11 protein-coding genes and 1 pseudogene are annotated in these 24,721 nt (G+C 55.6%); 6 read left to right on the top strand and 6 right to left on the bottom strand.

Annotated elements, in window-relative coordinates; translation table 11 throughout:
* Window positions 1-58: 58 nt before the first annotated feature.
* The 3 genes and pseudogenes from ACODS3_RS01210 to ACODS3_RS01200 form a co-directional block, all read left to right on the top strand.
* Window positions 59-13,105 (top strand): annotated as a pseudogene (locus ACODS3_RS01210) (calcium-binding protein); the annotation flags it as partial.
* Window positions 13,106-13,761: 656 nt separating this feature from the next.
* Entirely contained in the window at window positions 13,762-15,645 is a 1,884-nt protein-coding gene (locus ACODS3_RS01205) for a methyl-accepting chemotaxis protein (protein WP_489032910.1), read from the top strand.
* 202 nt (window positions 15,646-15,847) lie between these two features.
* Window positions 15,848-16,315, top strand: coding sequence for a hypothetical protein (locus ACODS3_RS01200; RefSeq protein ID WP_201005866.1), 468 nt, complete (start codon window positions 15,848-15,850; stop codon window positions 16,313-16,315).
* Here ACODS3_RS01200 and yacG read toward each other — a convergent pair.
* Genes yacG through pilB form a run of 5 tightly spaced genes read right to left on the bottom strand, consistent with a single transcriptional unit; the run spans window position 16,309 to window position 20,926 of the window.
* Window positions 16,309-16,518: a DNA gyrase inhibitor YacG gene (gene yacG / locus ACODS3_RS01195; protein ID WP_095067745.1), complete on the bottom strand. Its 210-nt coding sequence runs from the start codon at window positions 16,516-16,518 to the stop codon at window positions 16,309-16,311. The genes ACODS3_RS01200 and yacG overlap by 7 nt on opposite strands.
* Complete coding sequence (gene coaE, locus ACODS3_RS01190; RefSeq protein ID WP_201018756.1) at window positions 16,515-17,138, bottom strand: dephospho-CoA kinase; 624 nt, start codon at window positions 17,136-17,138, stop codon at window positions 16,515-16,517. The genes yacG and coaE overlap by 4 nt, the downstream gene beginning before the upstream one ends.
* Window positions 17,135-18,007, bottom strand: a complete 873-nt coding sequence (locus ACODS3_RS01185) for a prepilin peptidase (protein ID WP_201018757.1) — start codon at window positions 18,005-18,007, stop codon at window positions 17,135-17,137. The genes coaE and ACODS3_RS01185 overlap by 4 nt, the downstream gene beginning before the upstream one ends.
* 1 nt (window position 18,008) lies before the next feature.
* Window positions 18,009-19,226, bottom strand: a complete 1,218-nt coding sequence (locus ACODS3_RS01180; protein WP_489032907.1) for a type II secretion system F family protein — start codon at window positions 19,224-19,226, stop codon at window positions 18,009-18,011.
* A 2-nt stretch (window positions 19,227-19,228) separates the two neighbouring features.
* A complete protein-coding gene (gene pilB / locus ACODS3_RS01175) occupies window positions 19,229-20,926 on the bottom strand; it encodes a type IV-A pilus assembly ATPase PilB (RefSeq protein WP_489032905.1) in 1,698 nt (565 codons plus the stop codon).
* A gap of 226 nt (window positions 20,927-21,152) precedes the next feature.
* Here pilB and ACODS3_RS01170 point away from each other — a divergent pair, with 226 nt between their 5' ends.
* Entirely contained in the window at window positions 21,153-21,542 is a 390-nt protein-coding gene (locus ACODS3_RS01170; RefSeq protein WP_489032903.1) for a pilin, read from the top strand.
* A gap of 35 nt (window positions 21,543-21,577) precedes the next feature.
* The gene (locus tag ACODS3_RS01165; RefSeq protein WP_489032901.1) at window positions 21,578-23,017 is read left to right on the top strand and encodes an O-antigen ligase family protein; all 1,440 of its coding nucleotides are present in this window, start codon (window positions 21,578-21,580) and stop codon (window positions 23,015-23,017) included.
* A 4-nt stretch (window positions 23,018-23,021) separates the two neighbouring features.
* Here ACODS3_RS01165 and ACODS3_RS01160 read toward each other — a convergent pair whose 3' ends face one another.
* Entirely contained in the window at window positions 23,022-23,570 is a 549-nt protein-coding gene (locus tag ACODS3_RS01160; RefSeq protein WP_201018760.1) for a DUF1523 family protein, read from the bottom strand.
* Window positions 23,571-23,692: 122 nt separating this feature from the next.
* Here ACODS3_RS01160 and ACODS3_RS01155 point away from each other — a divergent pair, with 122 nt between their 5' ends.
* A complete protein-coding gene (locus tag ACODS3_RS01155; RefSeq protein WP_201005857.1) occupies window positions 23,693-24,691 on the top strand; it encodes an ATP-grasp domain-containing protein in 999 nt (332 codons plus the stop codon).
* Window positions 24,692-24,721 lie beyond the last annotated feature (30 nt).

Raw genomic sequence — 24,721 nt, 5'->3', positions numbered from 1 at the left:
TGAGCTTGATGATGTTGGCCTGGCACAGTTGAAAGATGTATACGGTGGAAAAAATGCCGTGCTGTTGGGTACGGTTGCCGGAGATAGTTACAATGGTACGGAGCAAGACGATTTTCTGGTCGGTGCAAAAGGTAATGATTATTTAGCGGGCGGCGGTGGCAATGACTTCCTTATTGGAGGTGATGATAATGATTATCTTGGTGGCGGAGTGGGTGCCGATGTACTAAGTGGTGGGGAGGGCAGTGATAATATTTATGGCGACGTTGGTGATGATCTTCTGCTAGGTGATGCCGGTAATGATTACCTCTACGGTGGCGATGGCTCGGATACCTATTTCTTTCGTTCCGGCTGGGGACAAGACACTGTCAATAACTATGACCTGACGACTAACAAACAGGACGCCATAGAGTTTTCCGAAGAAATTGCGCCTTCCGATATTATTGTAAGCCGTTATTATGATGATCTGCTGTTGAGTCGACGTGGCAGCACTGATCGTATCACTGTCAGTAGCTATTTCAACCGTGACGCTGCTGGTCCTTATGCACTGGAAAGCATACGTTTTGCTAATGGTACTCAGTGGTCTGTAGATGAAATCAAGGCGATGGTTGTCGTCGCTACTGATGGTAATGACTCTATATGGGGTTATTCCTCAGACGATACCCTTCGTGGCGGCCTGGGTGATGACACGCTTCAAGGTCTGGCGGGTAATGACACCTTGCTCGGCGAAGCTGGCAACGACTATCTGTACGGCGGCACTGGTGCAGATCAACTGTCAGGTGGCGATGGCTCGGATTATTTGACTGCCGGTGAGGGCAACGACACGCTGCTGGGCGATGCGGGCAATGACACTCTGTATGGCGACTCGGGCAACGATATCCTGGATGGCGGTATCGGCAACGATTATCTCTATGGCGGAGAGGGTTCCGACACTTACCGTTTCAGCCGTGGCTGGGGTCAGGATTCGATCAATAACTACGACTCCAGTGTTGGCAAGCTCGATGTTATCGAGTTCGCGGCAGATATCTTGCCGACTGACATCGTTATCACCCGTTCAGGTTCTGATCTTGTCTTGTCGTTGAAAAACGCCTCTGACAAGATCACTGTTTCCAGTTACTTCCATAATGACGGAGATACTCCTTACGCTCTGGAGCAGATCCGATTTGCTGACGGGACTCAATGGAGTATCGAGCAAGTCAAGGTCATGGCTGTCCTCAGCACCGATGGCAGCGATGTTCTTACGGGCTACGCATCTGATGATCGTGTCAGTGGCGGCCTGGGAGGCGACACCCTCAGCGGCCTTGCCGGTGACGATGTGCTGAATGGTGATGGTGGTAACGACACCTTATACGGCGGCATTGGTCAGGACACCCTGAACGGTGGTGCCGGCTCGGATTACCTGTATGGCGAAGACGGTAACGACATCCTGGATGGCGGCACCGGCAACGATACCCTTGATGGTGGTCGTGGCTCCGACACTTATCGGTTTGCCAAGGGCTATGGTCAGGACGTTATCAATAATGGTACCTACTCCGAAACAGCCTCAGACAAGGTTGATGCCATCCAGCTCGATGGCCTCAATCCAGCCGATCTGCGGTTCTCGCGTTCGAGCGACGACCTTGTCATTCAGATCAAGGCGACAGGCGATACCCTGACCGTACGTTCGCATTTCAGCCAGGACGGCACCACGGCCTATGCCATCGACCAACTGAAGTTTGCCGATGGTTCCGTGTGGGATGGCGCGCAGATAAAGTCTGCCGTTATCCAGGCTTCGGAGGTGGCTGACACCCTTACAGGTTATGCCACAGCAGACAGCCTTTCCGGGCTGGATGGAAATGACACGCTCAGTGGCCGTGCAGGCGATGACGTGCTTGACGGCGGCAACGGTGCGGACACCTTGAATGGTGACGAAGGTAACGACACCTTGCTGGGTGGTGCAGGTAATGACTCGCTCAGTGGCGGCTATGGCAATGACGTACTTGATGGCGGCAGCGGTAACGACTCGTTGGATGGCGGCTATGGTTCCGATACCTATGTCTTCCGCAAGGGCTCTGGCCAGGACAGCATTTCCAACGGCGTCTACAACGAAACTGCGGTGGGCAAGCAGGATGTGATCCGTCTGGAAGGGCTCAACCTGAGCGACATCAGTCTGCGTCGCGAGTCCAGTGACCTGGTCATCCAGATCAAGGAAACCGGCGATACCCTGCGGGTTTCCTCGCACTTCTCTCCCGCCAGTACTTACTACAACTACGCCATCGATCAACTGCAGTTCGCTGACGGTACGGTCTGGGGCGTGGAGCAAATCAAGGCATCTCTGCTGACGGGGGGCGAGTTCAACGACACGCTTACCGGTTACGACACCGACGATACCCTCCAAGGTCTGGCAGGCAATGACACGCTCTATGGTGCCCTTGGCAACGACACTCTGCTGGGAGGTGCCGGGCGCGATACGTTATATGGCGACGACGGTGATGACACGCTGCTCGGCGGTGCCGACAACGACAGTCTGAGTGGCGGAAACGGTAACGATGTTCTGGATGGCGGTGCGGGTAATGACACGCTTGAAGGCGGTAAGGGATCGGACACCTATATCTTCGCCAAAGGGTCTGGCTCCGATGCAATCGATAACTCGACTTACAACGATACGACTGTCAACAAACTCGATGTAGTGCGTCTCGATGGTTTGAATGGCGAAGATGTCAGTCTGCGTCGCGAGTCCGATGATCTGATTGTGCAGATTCGTGAGACTGGCGAAACCCTGCGTATCCGTTCGCATTTCAGTGCTGATTCCAGCAACTGGAGTTATGCCATCGATCAACTGCAATTTGCCGACGGCACCGTCTGGGATCGAGCGCAAATTACCGCCAGCCTTCTCAATGGCACTGAAGGCAACGACACCATCACGGGTTATGACACTGCCGATACGCTGTCCGGGTTGGCTGGCAATGACACCCTCAACGGGCGTAATGGCAATGATGTACTCGATGGCGGTGACGGTCGAGATACCCTGAACGGCGAGGCGGGTGATGACACCCTTCTGGGTGGCGCTGGCAATGACACGCTCTCTGGCGGTTCTGGCAACGATATTCTGGACGGCGGCAGCGGCAATGACTCGCTGGACGGCGGCTTTGGCTCCGATACTTACGTGTTCCGCAAAGGTTCGGGCCAGGACACCATCAGCAACTATGCCTACAACGACACTACGCTGAACAAGCTCGATGTTGTCCGTCTGGAAGGCTTGAACGCCGATGACGTGAGTATCCGCCGCGAGTCCGACGATCTGATTATTCAGATCCGTCAAACGGGCGAAACTCTGCGGGTCAGTTCGCATTTCTACAGCGATCAAAGCTATGGCTATGCGATCGATCAGTTGCAGTTTGCCGATGGCACGGTCTGGGACCAGGCCAAAATCACTTCAGCGCTTTTGATTGGCACAGAGGGCAGCGATAGCATTACCGGCTATGCGACAGCTGATGAGCTGATTGGCCTGGAAGGTGATGACACACTTAATGGTCGTGCTGGCGACGACTTGCTCAGTGGTGGTGATGGTCGCGATACCCTCTACGGCGAAGAGGGCAATGACACTCTTCTGGGTGGTCTTGGCAACGATACCCTGTCCGGTGGCGCAGGCAACGATACGCTCGATGGCGGTGCCGGTAATGATTCCCTGGAGGGTGGCAAGGGCTCTGATATCTATGTTTATCGCAAGGGCTCCGGGCAGGACACCATCAGCAACTACTCCTATAACGACAGTACGCCCAACAAGCTGGATGTCGTTCGCCTGGAGGGTCTGAATACCAGTGATGTCAGTATCCGCCGCGAATCCGACGACCTTCTGATCCAGATTCGCCAGACCGGCGAAACCCTGCGGGTCAGCTCGCATTTCTACAGCGATCAAAGCTATGGCTATGCGATCAACCAGTTGCAGTTTGCCGATGGCACTGTCTGGGATGAGGCAAAGATCACGGCAGCCTTGCTGATTGGTACTGAGGGTGATGACAGCGTTACTGGCTATGCCAGCGACGATGAACTCATCGGCCTGTCGGGCAATGACACCCTGAGCGGCCGTGCTGGCGATGACCTGCTCGACGGTGGGGACGGTAAGGACACACTCTCCGGCGAGGAAGGTAACGATACGCTGCTGGGTGGCGCAGGTAACGATGCTCTGAGCGGTGGAACGGGTAACGACCTGCTTGACGGTGGTGCCGGTAACGACACCCTGGACGGCGGTAAAGGCTCTGACACCTATGTATTCGGCAAGGGGTATGGCCGCGACACTATCAACAATTATGCCTACAACGACACCACGCCGGACAAGCTGGATATTGTGCGTCTGGAGGGGCTGACCACGGAAGATGTCAGCATCCGCCGCGAGTCTGATGACCTGGTGATCCAGATTCGTCAGACGGGCGAAACCCTGCGGGTCAGCTCGCATTTCTACAGCGATCCAAGCTATGGCTATGCGATCAACCAGTTGCAGTTCGCTGACGGTGTCGTCTGGGATCAGGCTCAGATCACAGCAGCCTTGCTGATTGGCACAGAAACCGACGACAGCATTACCGGTTACGCGAGCGATGACCGTTTGTCCGGCGCCCAGGGCAACGACATTCTCTACGGCCGTGCCGGTAACGACACCCTGGAAGGTGGTGACGGCAAGGACACGCTCTACGGTGAAGATGGCAACGATACGCTGCTGGGCGAGGCAGGCAATGACACCCTCACCGGTGGCTATGGCAATGACACCCTGGACGGCGGCGCTGGTAATGACTCGCTGGATGGCGGCTATGGCTCCGACACCTATGTGTTCCGCAAGGGCTCGGGCCAGGACACCATCAGCAACTATGCCTACAACGACACCACGGTCAACAAACTGGACGTGATCCGTCTGGAGGGCCTGAACGCTGCCGATGTGGTGATGCGCCGTGAGTCCGATGACCTGATCATTCAGATCAAGGACAGCGGTGAAACCCTGCGGGTCAGCTCGCATTTCAGCACCAGCGTTCTCTATGGCTATAACATTGACCAGGTGCAGTTTGCCGATGGTACGGTGCTGAGCAATGAGCAGATTCGTACGGCGTTGCTGGCCGGTTCGGAAGTCGATGAGACCCTTACAGGTTACGAGTCTGCCGACAGCCTCTTCGGCCTGTCGGGCAACGACACCCTGAATGGTCGTGCCGGTGGCGATATCCTCGACGGTGGCGATGGCCGTGACACCCTCAACGGTGAGGATGGCAACGACACGCTGCTGGGTGGCGCAGGCAATGACACGCTGAACGGTGGTTATGGCAACGACACCCTGGACGGCGGCAGTGGTAATGACTCACTGGATGGCGGCTATGGCTCCGACACTTATGTGTTCCGCAAGGGGGCGGGCCAGGACACCATCAATAACTATTCCTACAACGACACCACGGCCAACAAGCAGGACGTGATCCGTCTGGAAGGTCTGAACGCTGGTGATGTAGTGATGCGTCGTGAGTCCGATGACCTGATCATCCAGATCAAGGACAGCGGTGAAACCTTGCGGGTCAGCTCGCACTTCTACAGCAGTGCGATCTATGGCTATGGCATCGATCAGGTGCAGTTTGCCGATGGCACGGTACTGACGAATGAGCAGATCCGTACGGCGTTGCTGACCGGTACGGAAGTCGATGAAACCCTTACAGGTTACGAGTCTGCCGACAGTCTGTTCGGCTTGTCGGGTAACGACACCCTGAATGGTCGTGCCGGTGATGACATTCTCGACGGTGGTGACGGCCGCGACACCCTTAACGGTGAAGACGGTAACGACACGTTGCTGGGTGGTGCAGGCAATGACACGCTGACTGGCGGTTATGGCAACGACACCTTGGACGGCGGTATCGGTAACGACTCGCTGGACGGTGGCTATGGCTCCGACACTTACGTGTTCCGCAAGGGCTCGGGCCAGGACACCATCAGCAACTACGCCTACAACGACACCACGGCCAACAAACTGGACGTGATTCGTCTGGAAGGCCTGAATGCTGCCGATGTGGTGATGCGCCGTGAGTCCGATGACCTGATCATCCAGATCAAGGACGGCGGTGAAACCCTGCGGGTCAGCTCGCACTTCAGCACCAGCGTTCTCTACGGCTATAACATTGACCAGATTCAGTTTGCCGATGGCACGACGCTGAGCAACGAACAGATTCGTACGGCTCTGCTGACCGGTACCGAAGTTGATGAGACCGTTACAGGTTACGAGTCGGCAGACAATCTGTTCGGCCTGTCGGGCAACGACACCCTGAATGGTCGTGCCGGTGACGATATCCTCGACGGCGGCGATGGCAATGACACCCTCAATGGTGGAGATGGCAACGACACTCTGGATGGAGGCAGTGGCAATGACTTGTTGAGTGGTGACTACGGCTCCGACACCTACGTATTCCGCAAGGGCTCGGGCCAGGACACCATCAGCAACTACGCCTACAACGACACCACCGCCAACAAACTGGACGTGATCCGTCTGGAGGGCCTGAACGCTGCCGATGTGGTGCTGCGCCGTGAGTCCGATGACCTGATCATCCAGATCAAGGACAGCGGTGAAACCCTGCGGGTCAGCTCGCATTTCAGCACCAGCGCTCTCTACGGCTATAACATTGATCAGGTGCAGTTTGCCGATGGTACGGTGCTGAGCAATGAGCAGATTCGTACAGCGCTGCTGACCGGTACGGAAGTCGATGAGACCCTGACAGGGTACGAGTCGGCAGACAGTCTGTTTGGCCTGTCGGGCAACGACACCCTGAATGGCCGTGCCGGTGATGACATCCTCAACGGTGGCGATGGCCGTGACACCCTCAATGGTGGAGATGGCAACGACACTCTGGATGGAGGCAGTGGCAATGACTCGTTGAGTGGTGACTACGGCTCCGATACCTACGTATTCCGCAAGGGCTCGGGCCAGGACACCATCAACAACTACGCCTACAACGACACCACGGCCAACAAACTGGACGTGATTCGCCTGGAAGGCCTGAATGCCGACGATGTGGTACTGCGCCGTGAGTCCGATGATCTGATTATCCAGATCAAGGACAGCGGTGAAACCTTGCGGGTCAGCTCGCACTTCAGCACCAGCGTTCTCTACGGCTATAACATTGATCAGGTGCAATTTGCCGATGGGGTGATCTGGAACAAGGAAGACATCAGCGCCAATCTGTTCACACCTGCAGTGGTCAGTGCATTGACTGTCTCCGGCACGGAAGGAAGCGAAACCCTCACCGGTGGTGCCGGTAACGATACGCTCTACGGTTATGGTGGCGACGATGTGCTAGACGGTGGTGCCGGTAATGACCGTCTGGACGGTGGTTCTGGCAATGACACCTATCTGTTTGGCGCAGGTTCAGGCCAGGATACTGTCTCGGCTTATGATCCAGCGCAGAACAAGGTCGATACCGTCAGGCTGGTCGGGCTCAACAGCAGCGATGTCACTGTGACTCGCGAAAGTAATGACCTGGTGATCAAGGTAATCGGTACCACGGACATCCTCCGAGTCAGCAGCCACTTTGTCAGCGATGCGACTTATGGTTATCAGATCAGCCAGATCCAGTTTGCAGATGGCAGCATCTGGGATCAGCAGGCCATCAAGACCCAGGTCCTACAGGGCAGTGATGTCGACCAGTCTCTGTGGGGCTACGCCAGTGATGACCAGATCGATGGTGGTGCTGGTGACGATACCCTCAGCGGTGGTGCTGGCAACGACAGTCTGGTCGGTGGTTCCGGTGCCGATACCCTGAACGGTGAAGAGGGTAATGATCTGCTGCAAGGTGGTGCCGGTAATGACACCCTCAACGGTGGTGTCGGCAACGATGTGCTTGATGGCGGTGCGGGCAATGACCGTCTGGATGGCGGTGCCGGTGATGACACCTACCTGTTCGGCAAGGGCTCGGGCCAGGACATTGTCTCGGCTTATGATTCAACGCAGAACAAGGTCGATACCGTCAGGCTGGTCGGGCTGAACAGCAGCGATGTGATTGTTTCCCGGGAAAGCAATGACCTGGTGATCAGGGTGATCGGTACCACGGACAGCATTCGAGTCAGCAGCCACTTCGTGAGCGATGCGACCTATGGTTATCAGATCAGCCAGATCCAGTTCGCAGATGGCACTGTCTGGGATCAGCAGGCCATCAAGACCCAGGTGCTGAAGGGGCGTGATGCCGATCAGTCTCTGTGGGGCTATGCCAGCGATGATCTGATCGAAGGTGGTGCCGGTGCCGATACCCTGAATGGTGAAGAGGGTAACGATCTGCTGCAAGGCGGTGCCGGTAATGACACCCTCAACGGTGGCGCCGGTAACGATGTACTTGATGGTGGTGCGGGCAATGACCGTCTGGATGGCGGTGCCGGTAATGATACCTACTTGTTCGGCAAGGGCTCAGGCCAGGATATTGTCTCGGCTTATGATTCAACGCAGAACAAGGTCGATACCGTCCAACTGGTCGGGCTGAACAGCAGCGATGTGATCGTCTCCCGTGAAAGCAGTGACCTTGTGATCAGGGTGATCGGTACCACGGACAGCATTCGAGTCAGCAATCACTTCATCAACGATGCGACCTATGGCTATCAGATCAACCAGATTCAGTTTGCCGATGGTAGCGTCTGGGATCTGCAGGCCATCAAGACCCAGGTTCTGGAAGGGCGTGATGCCGATCAGTCTCTGTGGGGTTACGCCAGCGATGATCTGATCGAGGGCGGTGCCGGTGACGACTCCCTCAGTGGTGCTGCTGGCAACGACAACCTGTCCGGTGGTTCCGGTGCCGATACCCTGAACGGCGACGAGGGCAATGACTTGCTGCAAGGCGGGGCGGGCAATGACGTCCTTAATGGCGGGTCAGGCAATGACATCCTCGATGGTGGAGCGGGTAATGACCGTCTTGACGGTGGTGTCGGTGACGATACCTACCTGTTCGGTAAGGGCTCGGGTCAGGACACCATCTACTACGCCAATGAAAGTCGTGCAGGCAAGCTTGATCAGGTCAAACTGGTTGATCTGAATGCTGCCGATGTCAGCGTGGCGCGTGACGGTTATGACCTGGTGATTCGTATCAACGGCACGACCGATACCCTGCGCGTCGTTTATCACTTCATGGGTGATGCGACCTCCGGTTATCAGATCGACCGCATCCAGTTCGCCGATGGCAGCGCCTGGGATCAGGACGCGATCAAGACTCAGGTACTGCAAGGCAGTGATGCCGACCAGTCTCTGGCGGGTTACGCCACCGATGATCTGATCGAAGCGGGTGCCGGCGACGACACCATCAGCGGTGGTGCTGGCAACGACAGCCTGGCCGGTGGTTCGGGTGCCGATACCCTGAACGGTGAAGAGGGTAATGATCTGCTGCAAGGCGGGTCGGGCAATGACACCCTCAACGGCGGTGCTGGCAACGATGTACTCGATGGCGGTGCGGGTAATGATCGCCTGGATGGTGGTGCCGGTGACGATACCTACCTGTTCGGCAAGGGCTCGGGCCAGGACACCATCTACTACGCCAACGAAAGTCGTGTCGGCAAGGTCGATACCATCAAACTGGTTGACCTGAATGCAGCAGATGTCAGCGTCGCACGCGATGGTTATGACCTGGTTGTTCGTATCAACAACACGACCGACAGCTTGCGCGTTGTCTATCACTTCATGAGCGACGCCACGGCTGGTTATCAGATCGATCGTATCGAGTTTGCCGACGGCAGCTTCTGGGATCAGAGCGCAATAAAAGTACAAGTGCTGACCAGCAGCCCTGCTGATCAGACACTGGCCGGTTTTGCCAGCGATGATCTGATCGATGGCGGCGCAGGCGACGACACCCTCAGTGGCGCAGCAGGCAACGACAGCCTGTTGGGAGGCGATGGTGCCGATACCCTGAACGGCGACGAGGGTAACGACCTGCTGCAAGGCGGATCGGGCAACGACATCCTCTACGGTGGCAGCGGCAATGACATCCTCGATGGCGGTGCTGGCAATGACCGTCTGGATGGCGGTGCCGGTGACGATACCTATCTGTTCGGTAAAGGCTCGGGCCAGGACACCATCTACTACGCCAATGAAAGCCGCGCAGGCAAGGTCGATCAGGTGAAACTGGTTGATCTCAATGCCGCCGATGTCAGCGTGGCGCGTGATGGTTATGACCTGGTGATCCGTATCAACGGCACGACCGACACCTTGCGCGTTGTCTATCACTTCATGAGCGATGCCACTGCGGGTTATCAGATCGACCGGATTGCGTTTGCTGATGGCAGCTTCTGGGATCAAACCGCGATCAAGGCGCAAGTGCTGCAAGGCACTGAGGCGGATGAAACTCTGGCCGGTACGAGCAGTGATGACACCATCAATGCCGCTGCGGGTGACGATGTCATCAACGGTGGCAGCGGCAACGACACCCTTTCGGGCGGTAGCGGTGCCGACACCTTGAATGGCGAGGATGGCAATGATGTGCTGAACGGGGGCGACGGTAAGGACACTCTCAACGGCGGCAATGGCAACGACCAACTCGATGGTGGTGCTGGCAATGACATGCTGGACGGCGGAAATGGCGACGACATTTACCTGTTCGGCAAAGGCTCGGGTCAGGACAGTATCTACTACGCCTATGAGGGGCGCTCAGACAAGCTCGATACAGTGAAGCTGATCGACTTGAATGCGGTGGATGTGAGCGTGCGTCGCGAGGGTAACGACTTGCTCATTCGCGTGCTGGGCACCACCGACAGCCTGCGCGTGGTGAGCCACTTCACCAATGACGCAACCTATGGTTACCAGATCGACCAGATCCAGTTCGCTGACGGTAGCACCTGGAATCAGGCCGCGATCAAGTCCGCCGTTCTGCAAGGTACCGATGCCGATGAGACGCTGGCGGGTACCGCCACTAATGACAGCATTGATGCAGGCGCCGGTGACGACACCGTCAATGGTGGCAGCGGCAACGATACGCTGTCAGGCAGCAAGGGCGCAGATACTCTCAATGGTGAAGCCGGAGATGATCTGTTGCTGGGCGGTCTGGGTAACGACACCCTTAATGGCGGTCTTGGTAACGATATCCTTGATGGCGGTGCGGGTAACGATCGTCTCGATGGCGGAGATGGCGACGATACCTATCTGTTTGCCAAGGGATCCGGTCAGGACACCATTTACTACGCCTATGAAAACCGTGCGGGCAAGCTCGATACCGTCAAGTTGGTTGACCTGAATGCCGCAGATGTCAGCGTGCGTCGTGATGGTAGCGACCTGCTCATTCGTGTGCTGGGCAGCACTGATAGCCTGCGTGTGGTTTATCACTTCCAGAGTGACGCCACGGGTGGTTATCAAATCGACCGTATCCAGTTCGCCGATGGAAGCTTCTGGGATCAGGCAGCTATCAAGAACCAGGTCCTGCAGGGCAGCGAAGCTGAAGAAACCCTGTCGGGTACCAGTGGTGACGATGTCATCGATGCGGGAGCGGGTGATGACATCATCAATGGCGCAGCCGGTAACGAGACTCTGGCCGGCAATGCGGGTGCCGATACCCTGAACGGCAACGAAGGCAATGACCTGCTGCAGGGCGGTTCGGGCAACGACACGCTCAATGGCGGCACCGGCGATGACATCCTTGATGGCGGCTTGGGCAACGATCAACTCGACGGTGGCGAGGGCAACGATACGTATCTGTTCGGCAAGGGTGCGGGTCAAGACACCATTTACTACGCCTATGAAAATCGTGAGGGCAAGCTCGACACCATCAAGCTCACCGACCTCAATGCCTCTGATGTCAGCGTGCGCCGTGATGGTAACGACCTGATCATCCGGGTGCTGGGCAGCACCGACAGTCTGCGAGTGGTCTACCACTTCCAGGGCGACGCCGCTGGCGGTTATCAAATCGACCGTATCCAGTTTGCCGATGGCAGTTTCTGGGATCAGAACCAGATCAAGTTCCAGGTACTGCAAGGCTCGGGCATCGATGAAACCCTCTCGGGAACGTCCAGCAATGACGTGATCGACGCAGGTGCTGGCGACGATACGGTCAACGGCGGCGGTGGCAACGACACCTTGTCCGGCAGTGCTGGTGCTGACACGCTTAACGGCGATGCTGGCGATGACTTGCTGCAGGGTGGTGTCGGAAATGACACGCTCTACGGCGGAGACGGCAATGATGTTCTGGACGGCGGTGCAGGCAACGATCAACTGAACGGCGGTAACGGCGACGATACTTACCTGTTCGGTAAAGGCGCAGGCCAGGACACCATCTACTACGCCCACGAAGGCCGTATCGGCAAGCTCGATACCGTGAAGCTTGCTGATCTCAACGCGACCGATGTCAGCATCGTTCGTGAGAGCAATGATCTGATCATTCGCGTGAATGGTACGACCGACAGCCTGCGAGTGATGAGCCACTTCTCTGAGGACGCAGCGGGTGGCTATCAGATCGACCAACTGCAATTTGCCGATGGCACGATCTGGAACCAGTCGCTCATCAAGTCGCAAGTATTGCTCGGCAGTGCATCCGACCAGACCCTGCGTGGCTACACCAGTGACGATGTCATCAGCGCTGGCGACGGCGATGACAGTCTCTTTGGTGATGCCGGGAATGACAACCTGTTCGGCGGCACTGGCACCGATACGCTATATGGCGACGCAGGCAACGATAACCTCTTCGGCGATGCCGGCAACGACACGCTCTATGGTGGGACGGGCAATGACGTGCTCAATGGCGGCGCTGGCAATGACTACCTCAGTGGTGGTGATGGCAGTGACACCTACGAGTTCGGCATCGGTTCGGGTAGAGACACCATCAGCAACTACGACACCGGCAGCAGCACGGATGTACTGCAGTTCGGCGCCGATGTAAGCCTGGAAGACCTGTGGTTCCGTCGCAGTGGCAACGATCTGGAAGTCAGCGTCATCGACACCAACGACAAGGTGTTGGTAAGCAATTGGTATGCAGCCAACGACTACCAGGTGGATCAGTTCAAAACGGCCGATGGCAAAACCCTGCTCGACAGCCAGGTACAAAACCTGGTCGACAGCATGGCGTCATTCGGGGTGGATGCAGGAGCAGAGAGAAACCTGACGGCTGCACAACAAACGCAACTGGAGGCAGTGCTGGCTGCTAACTGGCAGTAAGTCTGGGGAAGAGGTGTTCCGGTTATTGACGGGGCACCTCTTTTTAAACCGTACTGAAGTTATATGCGCCCAAGTAGATTTTCGCGTATGAAAGATTTGCGCGATTTGAGTTGTAAGCACTAACCAAATTTTGAACTGTAAGTTTTTACAGTTTCATACTTAATTTTCCTGAAAACGGATCAGATCCCATCTGATCCGCATTTTTCTCAACCACCTGAATCTGTACCTCAACCCACCCTCTCCTCACAATACCCACACCGCAGCCCTCCCAGAGGAGTCTGCCACCCGCTGTATCGCAAACCTGTTCCTGTAGGAGGCCTGAGATGGCTAAGCTTGCATTGTTCCTGATCGGTTTTTTGATCCTGACCATCGGCATTGGTCTGCTTGGCACCATTTCTCCTGTCTAAGCGGGGGAATTCCGGGACGGCGCCGTGTGTGATGTAAAAGAGATTATCTGCATGCCAAGCACCTGTAACAGGCAGATTCTGTCGCTGATGAATATATTCTGTCGTGCATGGGCATGATTTTTCGTATTCATGAAATAGATAGTCACAAATAGGCGAAGTGTAAAAAGTCTGTGTAATCAAACGTTTGATTGCACATAGCCATTATCCTGTTTACGATAAATCTTCTTTCTAAACGCACGGAGCGACTTGATGAAGATTGTCCATAAAGCTGGTCTGGCCGCTGCTTTCGTATTGTTCTGTACCACCAGTTTGTTGTCGGTGACGCAGGTCAGCAAGGTTCGTGACTCTCTTCACAATCAGGTTTCGGCAAGCATTGCCGAATCGAGCAATACGCTGGCCAGACAGATCGAGAACTGGCTGAACTCCAAGCTCAAGCTCATGGATCTGTTGAGCCAGAATATCGACAGCAATTACAGCGCCGAAAACCTTCAGCACTTGATTGGCAGCCCGCTGCTCAAGGACGAGTTCATTCTGGTTTTTGGTGCCTTGCAAAGCGATGGCAAGCCCATCAAGAACCTCGACTCCTGGAAGCCAAAACCTGAGTGGGATGGCCGCACGCGCCCTTGGTATGCGACAGGCAAGGCGACCGGGCAGGCAGTGCTCACCGAGCCCTATGTCGACTCCACAACCGGAGAGACGCTGATTTCTGCCGTTACGCCGCTGCGCAATGCCGGTGAGTTTCTTGGCGTGATCGGCGGAGATGTCCGGTTGAAAAGCGTATCCGATGCGATTAACACCATGGACTTCAATGGTGCCGGTTACGCTTTTCTGATGAGCAGCACTGGCAACATCATTTCTCACCCGAACAGCGGGTTGAATGGCAAGAGCTACAGCGAGCTGTTCGAGGGCAAGAGCCCGTCCCTGGAAAACAGGCTGCAACCGATCAGCGCTTCAGGCAAGGACCTGCTGGTGTCTTTCACTCCGCTGTCCAACCTCAAGGGCATGAACTGGTACATCGGCGTCGTACTGGATAACAGTATCGTCATGGCTGAGGCCAACAGCCTGAGCTGGCGAGCTGCGATTGCAACTTTGCTGGGCGTTCTCATCAGTCTGATTGTGCTGGGTGCTCTGATGAAGCGCTTGCTCAAGCCGCTTGATCTCTTGCATACCTCCTTGCGTGAAATGAATAACGGTGAAGGTGACCTGACACGTCGTCTGCCTGATTCCGGCAATGATGAAATTGCCCTGCTGTCCCGCGAATTCAATCGCTTCATGGAGAGCCTGCAAACCTTGATCGTTCAGGTTATGGGCAGCTCGAAGCAGGTTCACGAAAGCACCAACCGGACTTCCGGCGAAGCCAATCAGGCCGATGGCCGCCTGCAACGACAATTGCAGGAACTCGATCAATTGGCTACGGCGATGCAGGAGATGGCTTCCACTGCCGAAGAGGTGGCGCGTAACGCTCAGGCTGCGGCTCAGGCGGCGCTCTCTGCCAATGAAGAAGTCGACAGTGGTGTGCGTGTGGTGTCGCGTTCGACCGATGCGATCAAGAGTCTGGCTGTGGAAATGGATGAGGCCAGCCAGGCGATTACCGAGCTGGCCAGGCTCAGCCAGAATATCGAATCGATTCTGTCGGTGATCAACAGCATTGCCGAGCAGACCAACCTGTTGGCCTTGAACGCAGCAATCGAAGCAGCGCGTGCGGGTGAGTCCGGGCGTGGTTTTGCGGTGGTTGCCGATGAAGTTCGCTCGCTGGCGTCGCGTACTCAGCAATCGACCCAGGAAATTCGTCAGATGATCGATCAGTTGCAGACCGGCGTTAAACAAGCCGAGTCGCGTATGCAACTGAACCGCGACAGTGCCAGCAAGACCGCTGAAGAGGCGGGTGCGGCCAATGAAATGCTGACGGATATCCGTCAGGCAATCATCCGCATCAATGACATGAACATGCAGATCGCCACTGCCGCAGAACAGCAGAGCGCGACCACTGAAGAGATCAACCTCAATACCACCAATATCCGCGACATCAGCCATGAAGTTGCGGCCAGCGCCGAAGTTCAGGTACGTCAATGTGCTTTGATGGTGGAGCAGGTGGATCAGCAGGATCGCTTGCTGAGACGCTTCAATGTCTGAGTTTTTTAGAGTCGTGATGTCAAAAAACGGGTAGTTTGGCTCACAACCCGTGGGAGGGGCCTTGGCCGCGACAGCCAGTTTGAAGGCGATGAAAATGTGTTGCCTTCAAGCGGGTCGTCGCGGCCAAGGCCCTTCCCGCTTTATGAGGCATGTCTGTGAAAGCATTCATGCCCACTGTCACTCATGCTCAAGGACTCGCACATTGAAATTTTTGCCCATCCTGCTTCTGGCTTTATTGCCACTGACCGCCCAGGCTTTGCAAGTCGGTGACCAGCTGACGCCGTGGACGCTGCTCGACCAGCACGATCAGCCTTATACCCTGAACAACCAGACCCAGACGCTATTGGTCGCTCGCAGCATGGATGCGGCCAAACTGGTCAACGTTGCGCTCAAGGACAAGCCCAAGGGCTTTCTGGAGTCTCGGCAAACCGTGTTTTTGGCCGATATCCAGAAGATGCCCAGTGTGATTGCCAGCCTGTTTGCGATCCCCAAGATGCGTAACTATTCCTACCGCGTCATCCTAGACCGTGATGCGCGCGTCGTACCGCAATATGCTGGCGATGAAGACAAGGTGCTGTGGTTGCAATTGCGAGACGGGCAGCTGGTTAGCCAGCAGCAGTTCAGCAGTGCCGAGCAGTTACTGTCGGCACTTGATCGACAAGGTCAGTGATCGCGTAGCGGTCGGTCAAGATCGCCGGAGAACAGCTCGTCTTCGGCATCCGGGCTGACCGGAATCGCATGTTCTTCGGATGCCCATGCGCCCAGGTCGATCAGCTTGCAGCGATCTGAGCAGAACGGGCGGGCCGGACTGGCGGCGCTCCATTCCACCGGGGCGCCACAGGTCGGGCATTGGACGGTTGTTGGTTGGCTCACGATTGGCCTCCGGGCAAAGTAAGAAAAAAGTGATGCAGCCGCTCGACTTCGCTTTTCAGCCACGCCGGGTCGCGATCATTGGTCAGCACATTGTCGGCATGTCGCAGCCGCTCTTCGCGTTGCGCCTGGACCTTCAGAATGGCCTGGACCTGCTCCTGGCTGGAGCCGTCACGCTGCATGGTGCGTTCTATTTGCAGGTTTTCGGGAGCATCGATCACCAGAATCCGCTGCACCATCTTGTATTGCCCTGACTCGATCAGCAGCGGTGAAACCAGAATCGCGTAAGGCGATTGAGCCTGAGCCAGATAGCTGACGATCTCCTGATTGATCAGCGGATGCAGCAAGGCTTCCAGCCAGCGTCGTTCTTCAGGGTGCTGGAAAATCCGCGCACGCAGAGCGCCACGATCAAGTTCGCCACTGGCTTGAAGCACGTCAGCGCCGAAGTGTTCGGCAATCTGCGCCAGTGCCGGACGTCCGGGTTCGACCACCCAACGTGCGACATGGTCGGCATCCACGGTATGGACACCCAGGTCGATAAAGCACTGTGCCGCTGCACTTTTACCGCTACCGATGCCGCCGGTCAGGCCAAGAATCCAGGGTTTGAAAGCAGGGTTGGTCATTTGAAACCGGCAAACTGCAAATAGGAGTCGGTTATTTGACCACCCCAGAGCAAAGCGATCCACCCCGCGATGGCCAGATAAGGACCGAAGGGAATCGGTGTTCCCGCCTCGACCTGGCGAATGCGCATCAGGATCACGCCCAGCACAGCGCCCACCAGCGACGATAAAAGGATCGTCAACGGCAGAATCTGCCAGCCGCCCCAGGCCCCGAGCATGCCGAGCAACTTGAAGTCACCGTAACCCATGCCTTCTTTGCCTGTGAGCAATTTGAACAGCCAGAACACCGACCATAGCGCCAGATAGCCGGCCACCGCTCCCCACATGGCATCGCTGAGGGAGCTGAACAAGCCGAAGGCATTGACGATAAGCCCCAGCCATAACAATGGCAGCACCAGAGAGTCCGGCAGCAACTGGTGATCGGCATCGATCAGGCTCATGGCCAACAAACCCCAGCTCAGCACCAGCATCGCCGCAGCCTGCCAGCCAAAACCGAAATGCCAGGCGATATAGCCTGACACTATCCCGCAGGCCAGCTCGACCAGCGGGTAGCGCTTGCTGATCGGAGCCTTGCAGTTCGAGCATTTTCCGCCAAGGGCCAGATAACTGATGACCGGCAGGTTTTCCCACGGACGAATCCGATGGTTGCATTGCGTGCAACTGGAATGCGGAAGGATCAGGTTGAAGGTGTCCGGCTTGGGTTCGGCGGGCAAGCCAAGTACTTCCCGGGCCTGAATCTTCCAGTCGCGCTCCATCATCTTGGGCAGTCGATAAACCACCACATTGAGGAAGCTCCCAACCAACAGGCCTAAAACAAAAGTGGAAATAACGAAGGCCAGCACGGAGCTGGCCAGGAAATCGAGGAGAGTCATGTCAGACGACGTTTCCGAGTTTGAAGATAGGCAAGTACATGGCAAGCACCAGACCACCCACGATAACGCCGAGTACTGCCATGATCATCGGCTCCATCAGGCTGGTCAGGCTGTCGACCATATTGTCTACCTCGTCCTCATAGTAAGTCGCAACCTTGTCGAGCATGGAATCCAGAGCACCGGACTCTTCTCCAATAGCAGTCATTTGAATGGCCAGGCTCGGGAAGACATTCACTGAGCGCATGGAGAAGTTCAACTGCATACCGGTTGAAACGTCTTGCTTGATCTTGTTGACCGCATTCTTGAACACCACATTGCCGGTTGCGCCAGCCACGGAGTCCAGCGCTTCCACCAGTGGAACACCAGCAGCAAAAGTTGTTGCCAGGGTTCGTGAATAACGAGCTACCGACGATTTGAAAATCAACGGCCCTATGATCGGGACTTTCAGCAGGAATCTATCGATACGGTCGCGAAAGTTCTGAGACTGCTTATAGGCTCGTTTGAACATGAAAAAGCTGACAATAAAAAGACCGACGATGGCCAGCCACCAATTTTGCACAATCTCTGATAGCCCGATGACCATCAAGGTAAAGGCGGGTAATTCAGCGTTAAAACCTGCAAATACCGACTGAAATTGCGGAACGACCTTGATCAGCAAAATACCCGAAACAATCACCGCTACAACCATGACCGCGATAGGGTAGGTCATTGCCTTCTTGATCTTGGACTTGAGTGCTTCGGTTTTTTCCTTATAGGTCGCAACTCGATCCAACAGACTTTCAAGCGCACCGGCCTGCTCACCGGCATCCACCAGGTTGCAGTACAGATCGTCGAAGTACTCGGGCTTTTGCCGCAAGGCCGTTGCCAGGCTGTTACCCGCCGATACTTCCTGCTTCAGGAAGTCCACCAGTGCGCGCATGTTCGGATTTTCGGCACCTTCGCTGATGATGTCGAACGATTGCAGCAGTGGAACTCCCGCTTTCATCATCGTTGCCATTTGCCGTGAGAAAAAGGCGATATCCAGCGGTTTGATCTTCTTGCCGTTACCGAATATCGAGACGGACTTTTTACGTACTTTGGTTGGGTTGATACCTTGCTTGCGCAGTTGGGCCTTGATGAGCGCCGGATTATGGCCGCTCAGTTCCCCACTCATTTTCGCGCCTTTCTTGTCCAGGCCTTCCCACGTGTAAACAGTGACTTTTACTGCCTTGCTAGCCATGTTTAATCCTTGGTCACGCGGTTGACTTCTTCAAGACTGGTAATGCCCTGCATGGCTTTGTGCAAGCCAGAAGTGCGTAAATCACTGAAGCCGTCCTTGCGCATCTGTTTTGAAATGTCCAATGCGTTGCCTTCTTCCATGATGATGCGTTCCAGCTCCGGTGTTTTCTTGACCACTTCGTAAATACCGACCCGGCCTCTATAGCCGCCATTGCAGTTATCGCAGCCAACGGGGCCGTAGATCTTGAACTTGCCGATTTCCGATTCCGGGAAGCCTTCCTTGAGCAGGGTTTCCCGTGGCACATCGATTTCTTTCTTGCAGTGAGGGCAGAGTTTACGGGCCAGACGCTGGGCAATGATCAGGTTGATAGCCGTGGCAATGTTAAAGGCTGCGACGCCCATATGGTGCAGGCGTGTTAGCGTTTCCGCCGCGCTATTGGTGTGCAGGGTGGAAAGCACCATATGGCCGGTCTGGGAGGCCTTGATCGCGATTTCTGCGGTTTCCAGGTCGCGGATCTCGCCCACCATGATGACGTCCGGGTCCTGACGCAAAAAGGCCCGCAGCGCCTGGGAAAAGTCCATGCCCTGGCGCGGGTTGACGTTGACCTGATTAATACCTTCCAGGTTGATCTCCACCGGGTCTTCTGCGGTAGAAATATTGATATCCACGGTATTGAGGATATTCAGGCCGGTATAGAGCGAAACGGTTTTACCCGAGCCGGTGGGGCCGGTGACCAGGATCATCCCTTGCGGCTGTTTGAGAGCTTCCAGATACAGTGCCTTTTGCTCCGGCTCATACCCCAGCGCATCGATACCCATCTGTGCGCTGGTGGGGTCCAGGATCCGCATCACGATCTTTTCGCCCCACAGCGTCGGCAGGGTGTTCATACGAAAATCGATGGCCTTGCTTTTGGATACTCGCAGTTTTACCCGGCCATCCTGAGGTTTGCGCCGCTCCGAGATATCCAGGCTGGCCATGACTTTCAGGCGTGCGGCAATCCGGCTGGCCAGATGGATAGGGGGCCTGGCGGCCTCGTGCAAAATGCCATCGGTACGAAAGCGCACGCGAAAGACCTTTTCATAAGGCTCGAAGTGCAAGTCTGAAGAGCCCATACGTATGGCATCCATCAGCATCTTGTTGACGAAGCGCACGACTGGCGCGTCGTCGGCATCGTCTTTCCCGGATATCGAGGTTTCTTTGGTGTTCTCGGCCTGTTCGATATCCAGTCCAAGGTCGACATCGGCCATTTCCCCCAGCCCCATGCCTGTGTCGAACAGCTTTTCAATGGCATCGCTGAGCTTGTCGTCTTCGACCAGAATCGCTTCGGTATTGAGGCCTGTACTGAACTGGATATCGGTAACGGCCTGATGGTTGGTGGGGTCCGATACGCCCACGAACAGCTTGTTGCCGCGTCGCCATAAAGGCAGTGCATGGTGCTGGCGTACCAGTTTTTCACTGACCAGCCCCTTGGGCTGGCTTTCCTTGTCCAGGCAGTTGAGGTCAAGGAAGGGGACACCGAACTGATCGGATGCCAGTTCTGCCAGTACCAGACTTTTGACCAGTTTGTTCTGTACCAGATAGCTGACCAGCGAAATCTTGTCGCGCCGTGCCTGTTGGTAAGCCTGCTGCGCAGTTTTTTCAGTAAGAAGCTCGGCTTCGACCAATTGCTTGGCCAGACCAGTGAGGACGACATCAGACATAAAACCACCAGACACAGACAGTGTGAGGTTTATAGCGCAGTCGGGCTTTGCTGCCAAATGGCAGTATGGGATGTGACGAAAATTGTCAGTTTCTGATGATTTCGGTGGGCACGAAGAGCGCTTATGGTTGATTTTGGTCAATCAATTGTGCGGTATCTGGATTTGGCATGGCCTGTGCTTTTATTCCTGCAAGGCACCACCTCATTGACGCCTTGGAGATGTATCCATGCAAACACAAAAAGGTTTTACGTTGATCGAGCTGATGATCGTGGTTGCGATCATCGGTATTCTGGCTGCTGTAGCCATTCCGTCCTATCAAAATTATACCTTGCGAGCGCAGGCCTCCGCTGCGCTCGCAAGCCTTGACTCCGCTAAATTGGCGGTTGCGGAGAACTGGTCTAATGGAATTGCAGCTGCTGATGTTTGCGGTACTGGTGCAAGTGCGATTAGCGGATGTAGCGCCGGAGGTTTGTTGACGGCTACTCGTTCAAACCCTACGGTTACAGTTCGCCTTCAAGCAGGATTTCCGTCAACTACAACTGTAGGTGGCGTTGTTTCTTGGACATGTACTGTCACACCAGCAAACGCCGCTCCTAGCGGATGCCAAGGCTCGTAATAGCTTGAAAGAAAGGCGCTTCGGCGCCTTTTTTGATGTCGGAGGTCTGGAGTCTCCAAGTGTTATCTACAGCAAAAAACCATATTTTTTTCTTCTTCTGTTGCATCACGCTTTTTATCTGCGCTGGCACCTTTGAGTTTTCCGGCCACAACTTCCAGAGGCTGGCACAGTTTCTTATTGGCACCCTCTCCGTATTGACCCTTTGTCTGTATTCGATCAAGGGTTTGAACGCCAGTGTGTTTCAACCTGGTATCAAGGCTGTTTTTTCATGTGTGTTGCTGGGTGGAGTCATTTCCAGCCTGACAGCCCATCAACCCCTGTGGGCATTGATCGAGTTATCGGTCTTGTTGCTGTGTTGCGCCATCGCCAGTGCATTTGCCCAACAGCGACGAATTCATGGCGCTCAGCTTGATCGGTTTTTCATTGGTTTCGTTGTCTTCATTTGTTCTATCAAAACACTTCAGTTTCTTTCGGCAACTGCTGCAGCCTTCCTTAGCTTTCCCTCTTCGCTGGATACAGATCTGCTGTTGGAAGGTTTTTCCAACAAGCGTTTCTATGGCCAGTTTCAGACGTTCACCTTGCCGTTGCTTGCATTGCCACTGCTTCTTGTTTCGGCGCGGCGCTCTATCAAGGTCTCAATCTTTGTCTTGCTGAGCCTCTGGTGGATGATCGCCGTGACTGGTGGTACGCGAGGTACATGGCTGGGTATGGGAACTGCCGTGATCGTAGCTTCTTGTCTCGGACGTGCTGGCCGCTACTGGGCAGGCTGGCAACTGGCAGCAGCTTTTGTGGGGGTATTGCAGTTTCTTCTTCTTTTCAGTCTGTTACCGACCTGGCTGGGCATTGAAGTCGCCAACTTTGCAGGTGAGCGGCTGAATACTTCGCTGTCTGCACGTGAGCTGCTGTGGCAGCAGGCATGGACCATGATCAAGGAGCGTCCGCTGCTGGGTTTTGGACCGATGCATTTTGCTGATATCTGGAACCCGTATGGCGCGCATCCGCATCAGGCGATCCTGCAGTGGGCAAGCGAGTGGGGAATACCTTCCGCATTGTGCGTCGCCGGGCTGGCTTTGTATGGAGGCGTGGTCACAGGGCTCTTGTTACTCAAGCAGGCTCACTCTCTAGAGCCTGTCGATCTGCTACGGCTTTGCCTGTTCGCAAGCCTGGTTGGTGCGCTGACACAGGCGATGGTCGATGGTGTCATTGTCATGCCGTATTCGCAGTTATGGCTGGCAATCATTGTTGGCTGGTTATTGGCCCTGCATGAATGGCAGGTCACACCGGCTTCGCGCAACCTGATTCTTGATCGGTTATGGATGGCCTGTCTCGTTCTGGCAGCAGGCCTGATTTTCTATACGATCGTTCGCGACTTTCCCGATTTGGAGACTCTTCAGCAGCAGTCCGGGCAGAGTTTTGGAGGTCCTTCTCTGCCCCGTTTCTGGCTGCGGGGGAGCATCGCGCATCCCCCCGAATAAATTTCTACCCCCTCACAACCCCATCCACACGCGGCTGCTTACGAAACCGGCGCTTGACCACAATCACCACGACCAGCACCAGCAGAATCAGCACGCTGAAGAAGATCGCGTTGAAGATCGGGAACGGTTGGTCGCGGTTGCTGGTGATTTCGATCTCGGTGATGTTGGGGAACATCGACAGGATCTGGATGCGCCAGCCGTAGTAGCGGATCAGTGCCAGTTGCTGCGAGTCACGGGAATAGCCCTGGGCTTTTGCCTGGATATCTGCCGAGTCGAACTTGAAGTACCACGGAAAGCTCCAGCCGGTGTCTTCGTTGCGGTAGACCACGACTTTCTTGGTGTCCGGGTCTTCGGTGTTGATGAAGTAGACGTCGCGGGTCGGGCCGTCGGCCACGTTGTCGGCGTTGATCACGCCGTCCGCATCCATTCTTTTTACTTCCACACCCGTGACCATCACGACATCATGACGCGGCAATACGTAGTAGAGGCTGAGTGCGCCGATCCCGAATGCAACGAAAACCAAAAGCCAAATCGACCGCTTGAGCCACTTCATGTCATTGTCCCCTAGTGAAAAATGGCGTGACTTTGCCCTAATCCGAACATTTTGAAGCAAAACAGTTATTACAAAATTCGACAAAGCTGCTTAGAAAGCTGCTTTGTTTTCTGGAGAGTCACATGATTTGGTTCCTTGAAGGGCAGTCCAGCCAGCGCGAAGTCATCATGGGCGCGCGTGATGCCTTGCCGGCATCGGTGCGGATTATCGCTTCCCATCGCCAGGATCGCTCGGAAATTACCGGGCAGGCCGACGTTGCCTTGCAGGAGCCTCGCAATAACGCTGAGCGCATTGACTGGGTTCTTGAGACGGCCCGTGAACTGGGTGTCAAAGTCATTATCGCCGGGCGTGTCGGCAGTTTTTATGAGGCGCATCGTGAGCGTTTCGTGGCCGAGGGTTTTGACCTGGTTACCGGCGGTACCAGCATGCAGACCTTTCTCAATGTAGACGACAAAAGCCTTTTTACTGCCGCCGCCGAGCAGGCCGGGCTGGCCTGCATACCGGGGATCAGTGCAAGCAATACCGAAGAGTTGCTGGCCGCTTACGAAACCCTGTCCCGCACAGGTGAGGTCTGCATCAAGCCGACGGTAGGAATTTTCGGGCATGGTTTCTGGCGCTTCAAGGCCGGTGTCGATGACTTCCGTTGCTTCGCCAATCCTGACGCTCGGGAAACCAGCTTCGAGGCTTATCTGAACGCCTATCGCCAATCGGATGACAGGCCGCCCATGCTGCTCATGCCGTATATGCCGGGCAGTGAATGTTCGGTGGATATGGTCTGTGAGCATGGCAAGGCCGTGGCCTTCGTCGGTCGGCGCAAGCAGGGCATGAACCAGACTTTCGAGCGCGACAGCGAAGCTGTCCGGCTGGCCGTGCAGGCGGCCGAGCATTTTGGCTGCGACGGCCTGATCAACGTGCAGACTCGTGATGATGCCGACGGCAAGCCGCACCTGCTTGAAATCAATCCTCGCTACTCGGGCGGTATTGGTTACACACGGGAAACGGGTGTCAATCTGCCGGGAATTTTCGCGACTCGTCGGCTTGGGCTGAAAGAACCGGAAACACATTGGCTGGATAATATCCGGGTCAAGGCGATCACCGTGGCTGTACTGGCTTCGGTTTGATCGGGATAATAGTTTTTTGCTATTAAATTG

This window comes from Pseudomonas sp. FG43, from assembly GCF_057809175.1.
The sequence above is the reverse complement of the archived record's forward strand: the minus strand, read 5'-3'. Positions and strand labels throughout refer to the sequence as shown.

Excerpts from the sequence above, each read along its gene's own strand:
- ACODS3_RS01205 (WP_489032910.1), top strand. The coding sequence starts at position 13,762 with ATGAAGATTGTCCATAAAGCTGGTCTGGCCGCTGCTTTCGTATTGTTC.
- ACODS3_RS01160 (WP_201018760.1), bottom strand. The coding sequence starts at position 23,570 with ATGAAGTGGCTCAAGCGGTCGATTTGGCTTTTGGTTTTCGTTGCATTC.
- pilB (WP_489032905.1), bottom strand. The coding sequence starts at position 20,926 with ATGTCTGATGTCGTCCTCACTGGTCTGGCCAAGCAATTGGTCGAAGCC.
- ACODS3_RS01180 (WP_489032907.1), bottom strand. The coding sequence starts at position 19,226 with ATGGCTAGCAAGGCAGTAAAAGTCACTGTTTACACGTGGGAAGGCCTG.
- coaE (WP_201018756.1), bottom strand. The coding sequence starts at position 17,138 with ATGACCAACCCTGCTTTCAAACCCTGGATTCTTGGCCTGACCGGCGGC.
- ACODS3_RS01170 (WP_489032903.1), top strand. The coding sequence starts at position 21,153 with ATGCAAACACAAAAAGGTTTTACGTTGATCGAGCTGATGATCGTGGTT.
- ACODS3_RS01155 (WP_201005857.1), top strand. The coding sequence starts at position 23,693 with ATGATTTGGTTCCTTGAAGGGCAGTCCAGCCAGCGCGAAGTCATCATG.
- ACODS3_RS01165 (WP_489032901.1), top strand. The coding sequence starts at position 21,578 with ATGTCGGAGGTCTGGAGTCTCCAAGTGTTATCTACAGCAAAAAACCAT.
- ACODS3_RS01185 (WP_201018757.1), bottom strand. The coding sequence starts at position 18,007 with ATGACTCTCCTCGATTTCCTGGCCAGCTCCGTGCTGGCCTTCGTTATT.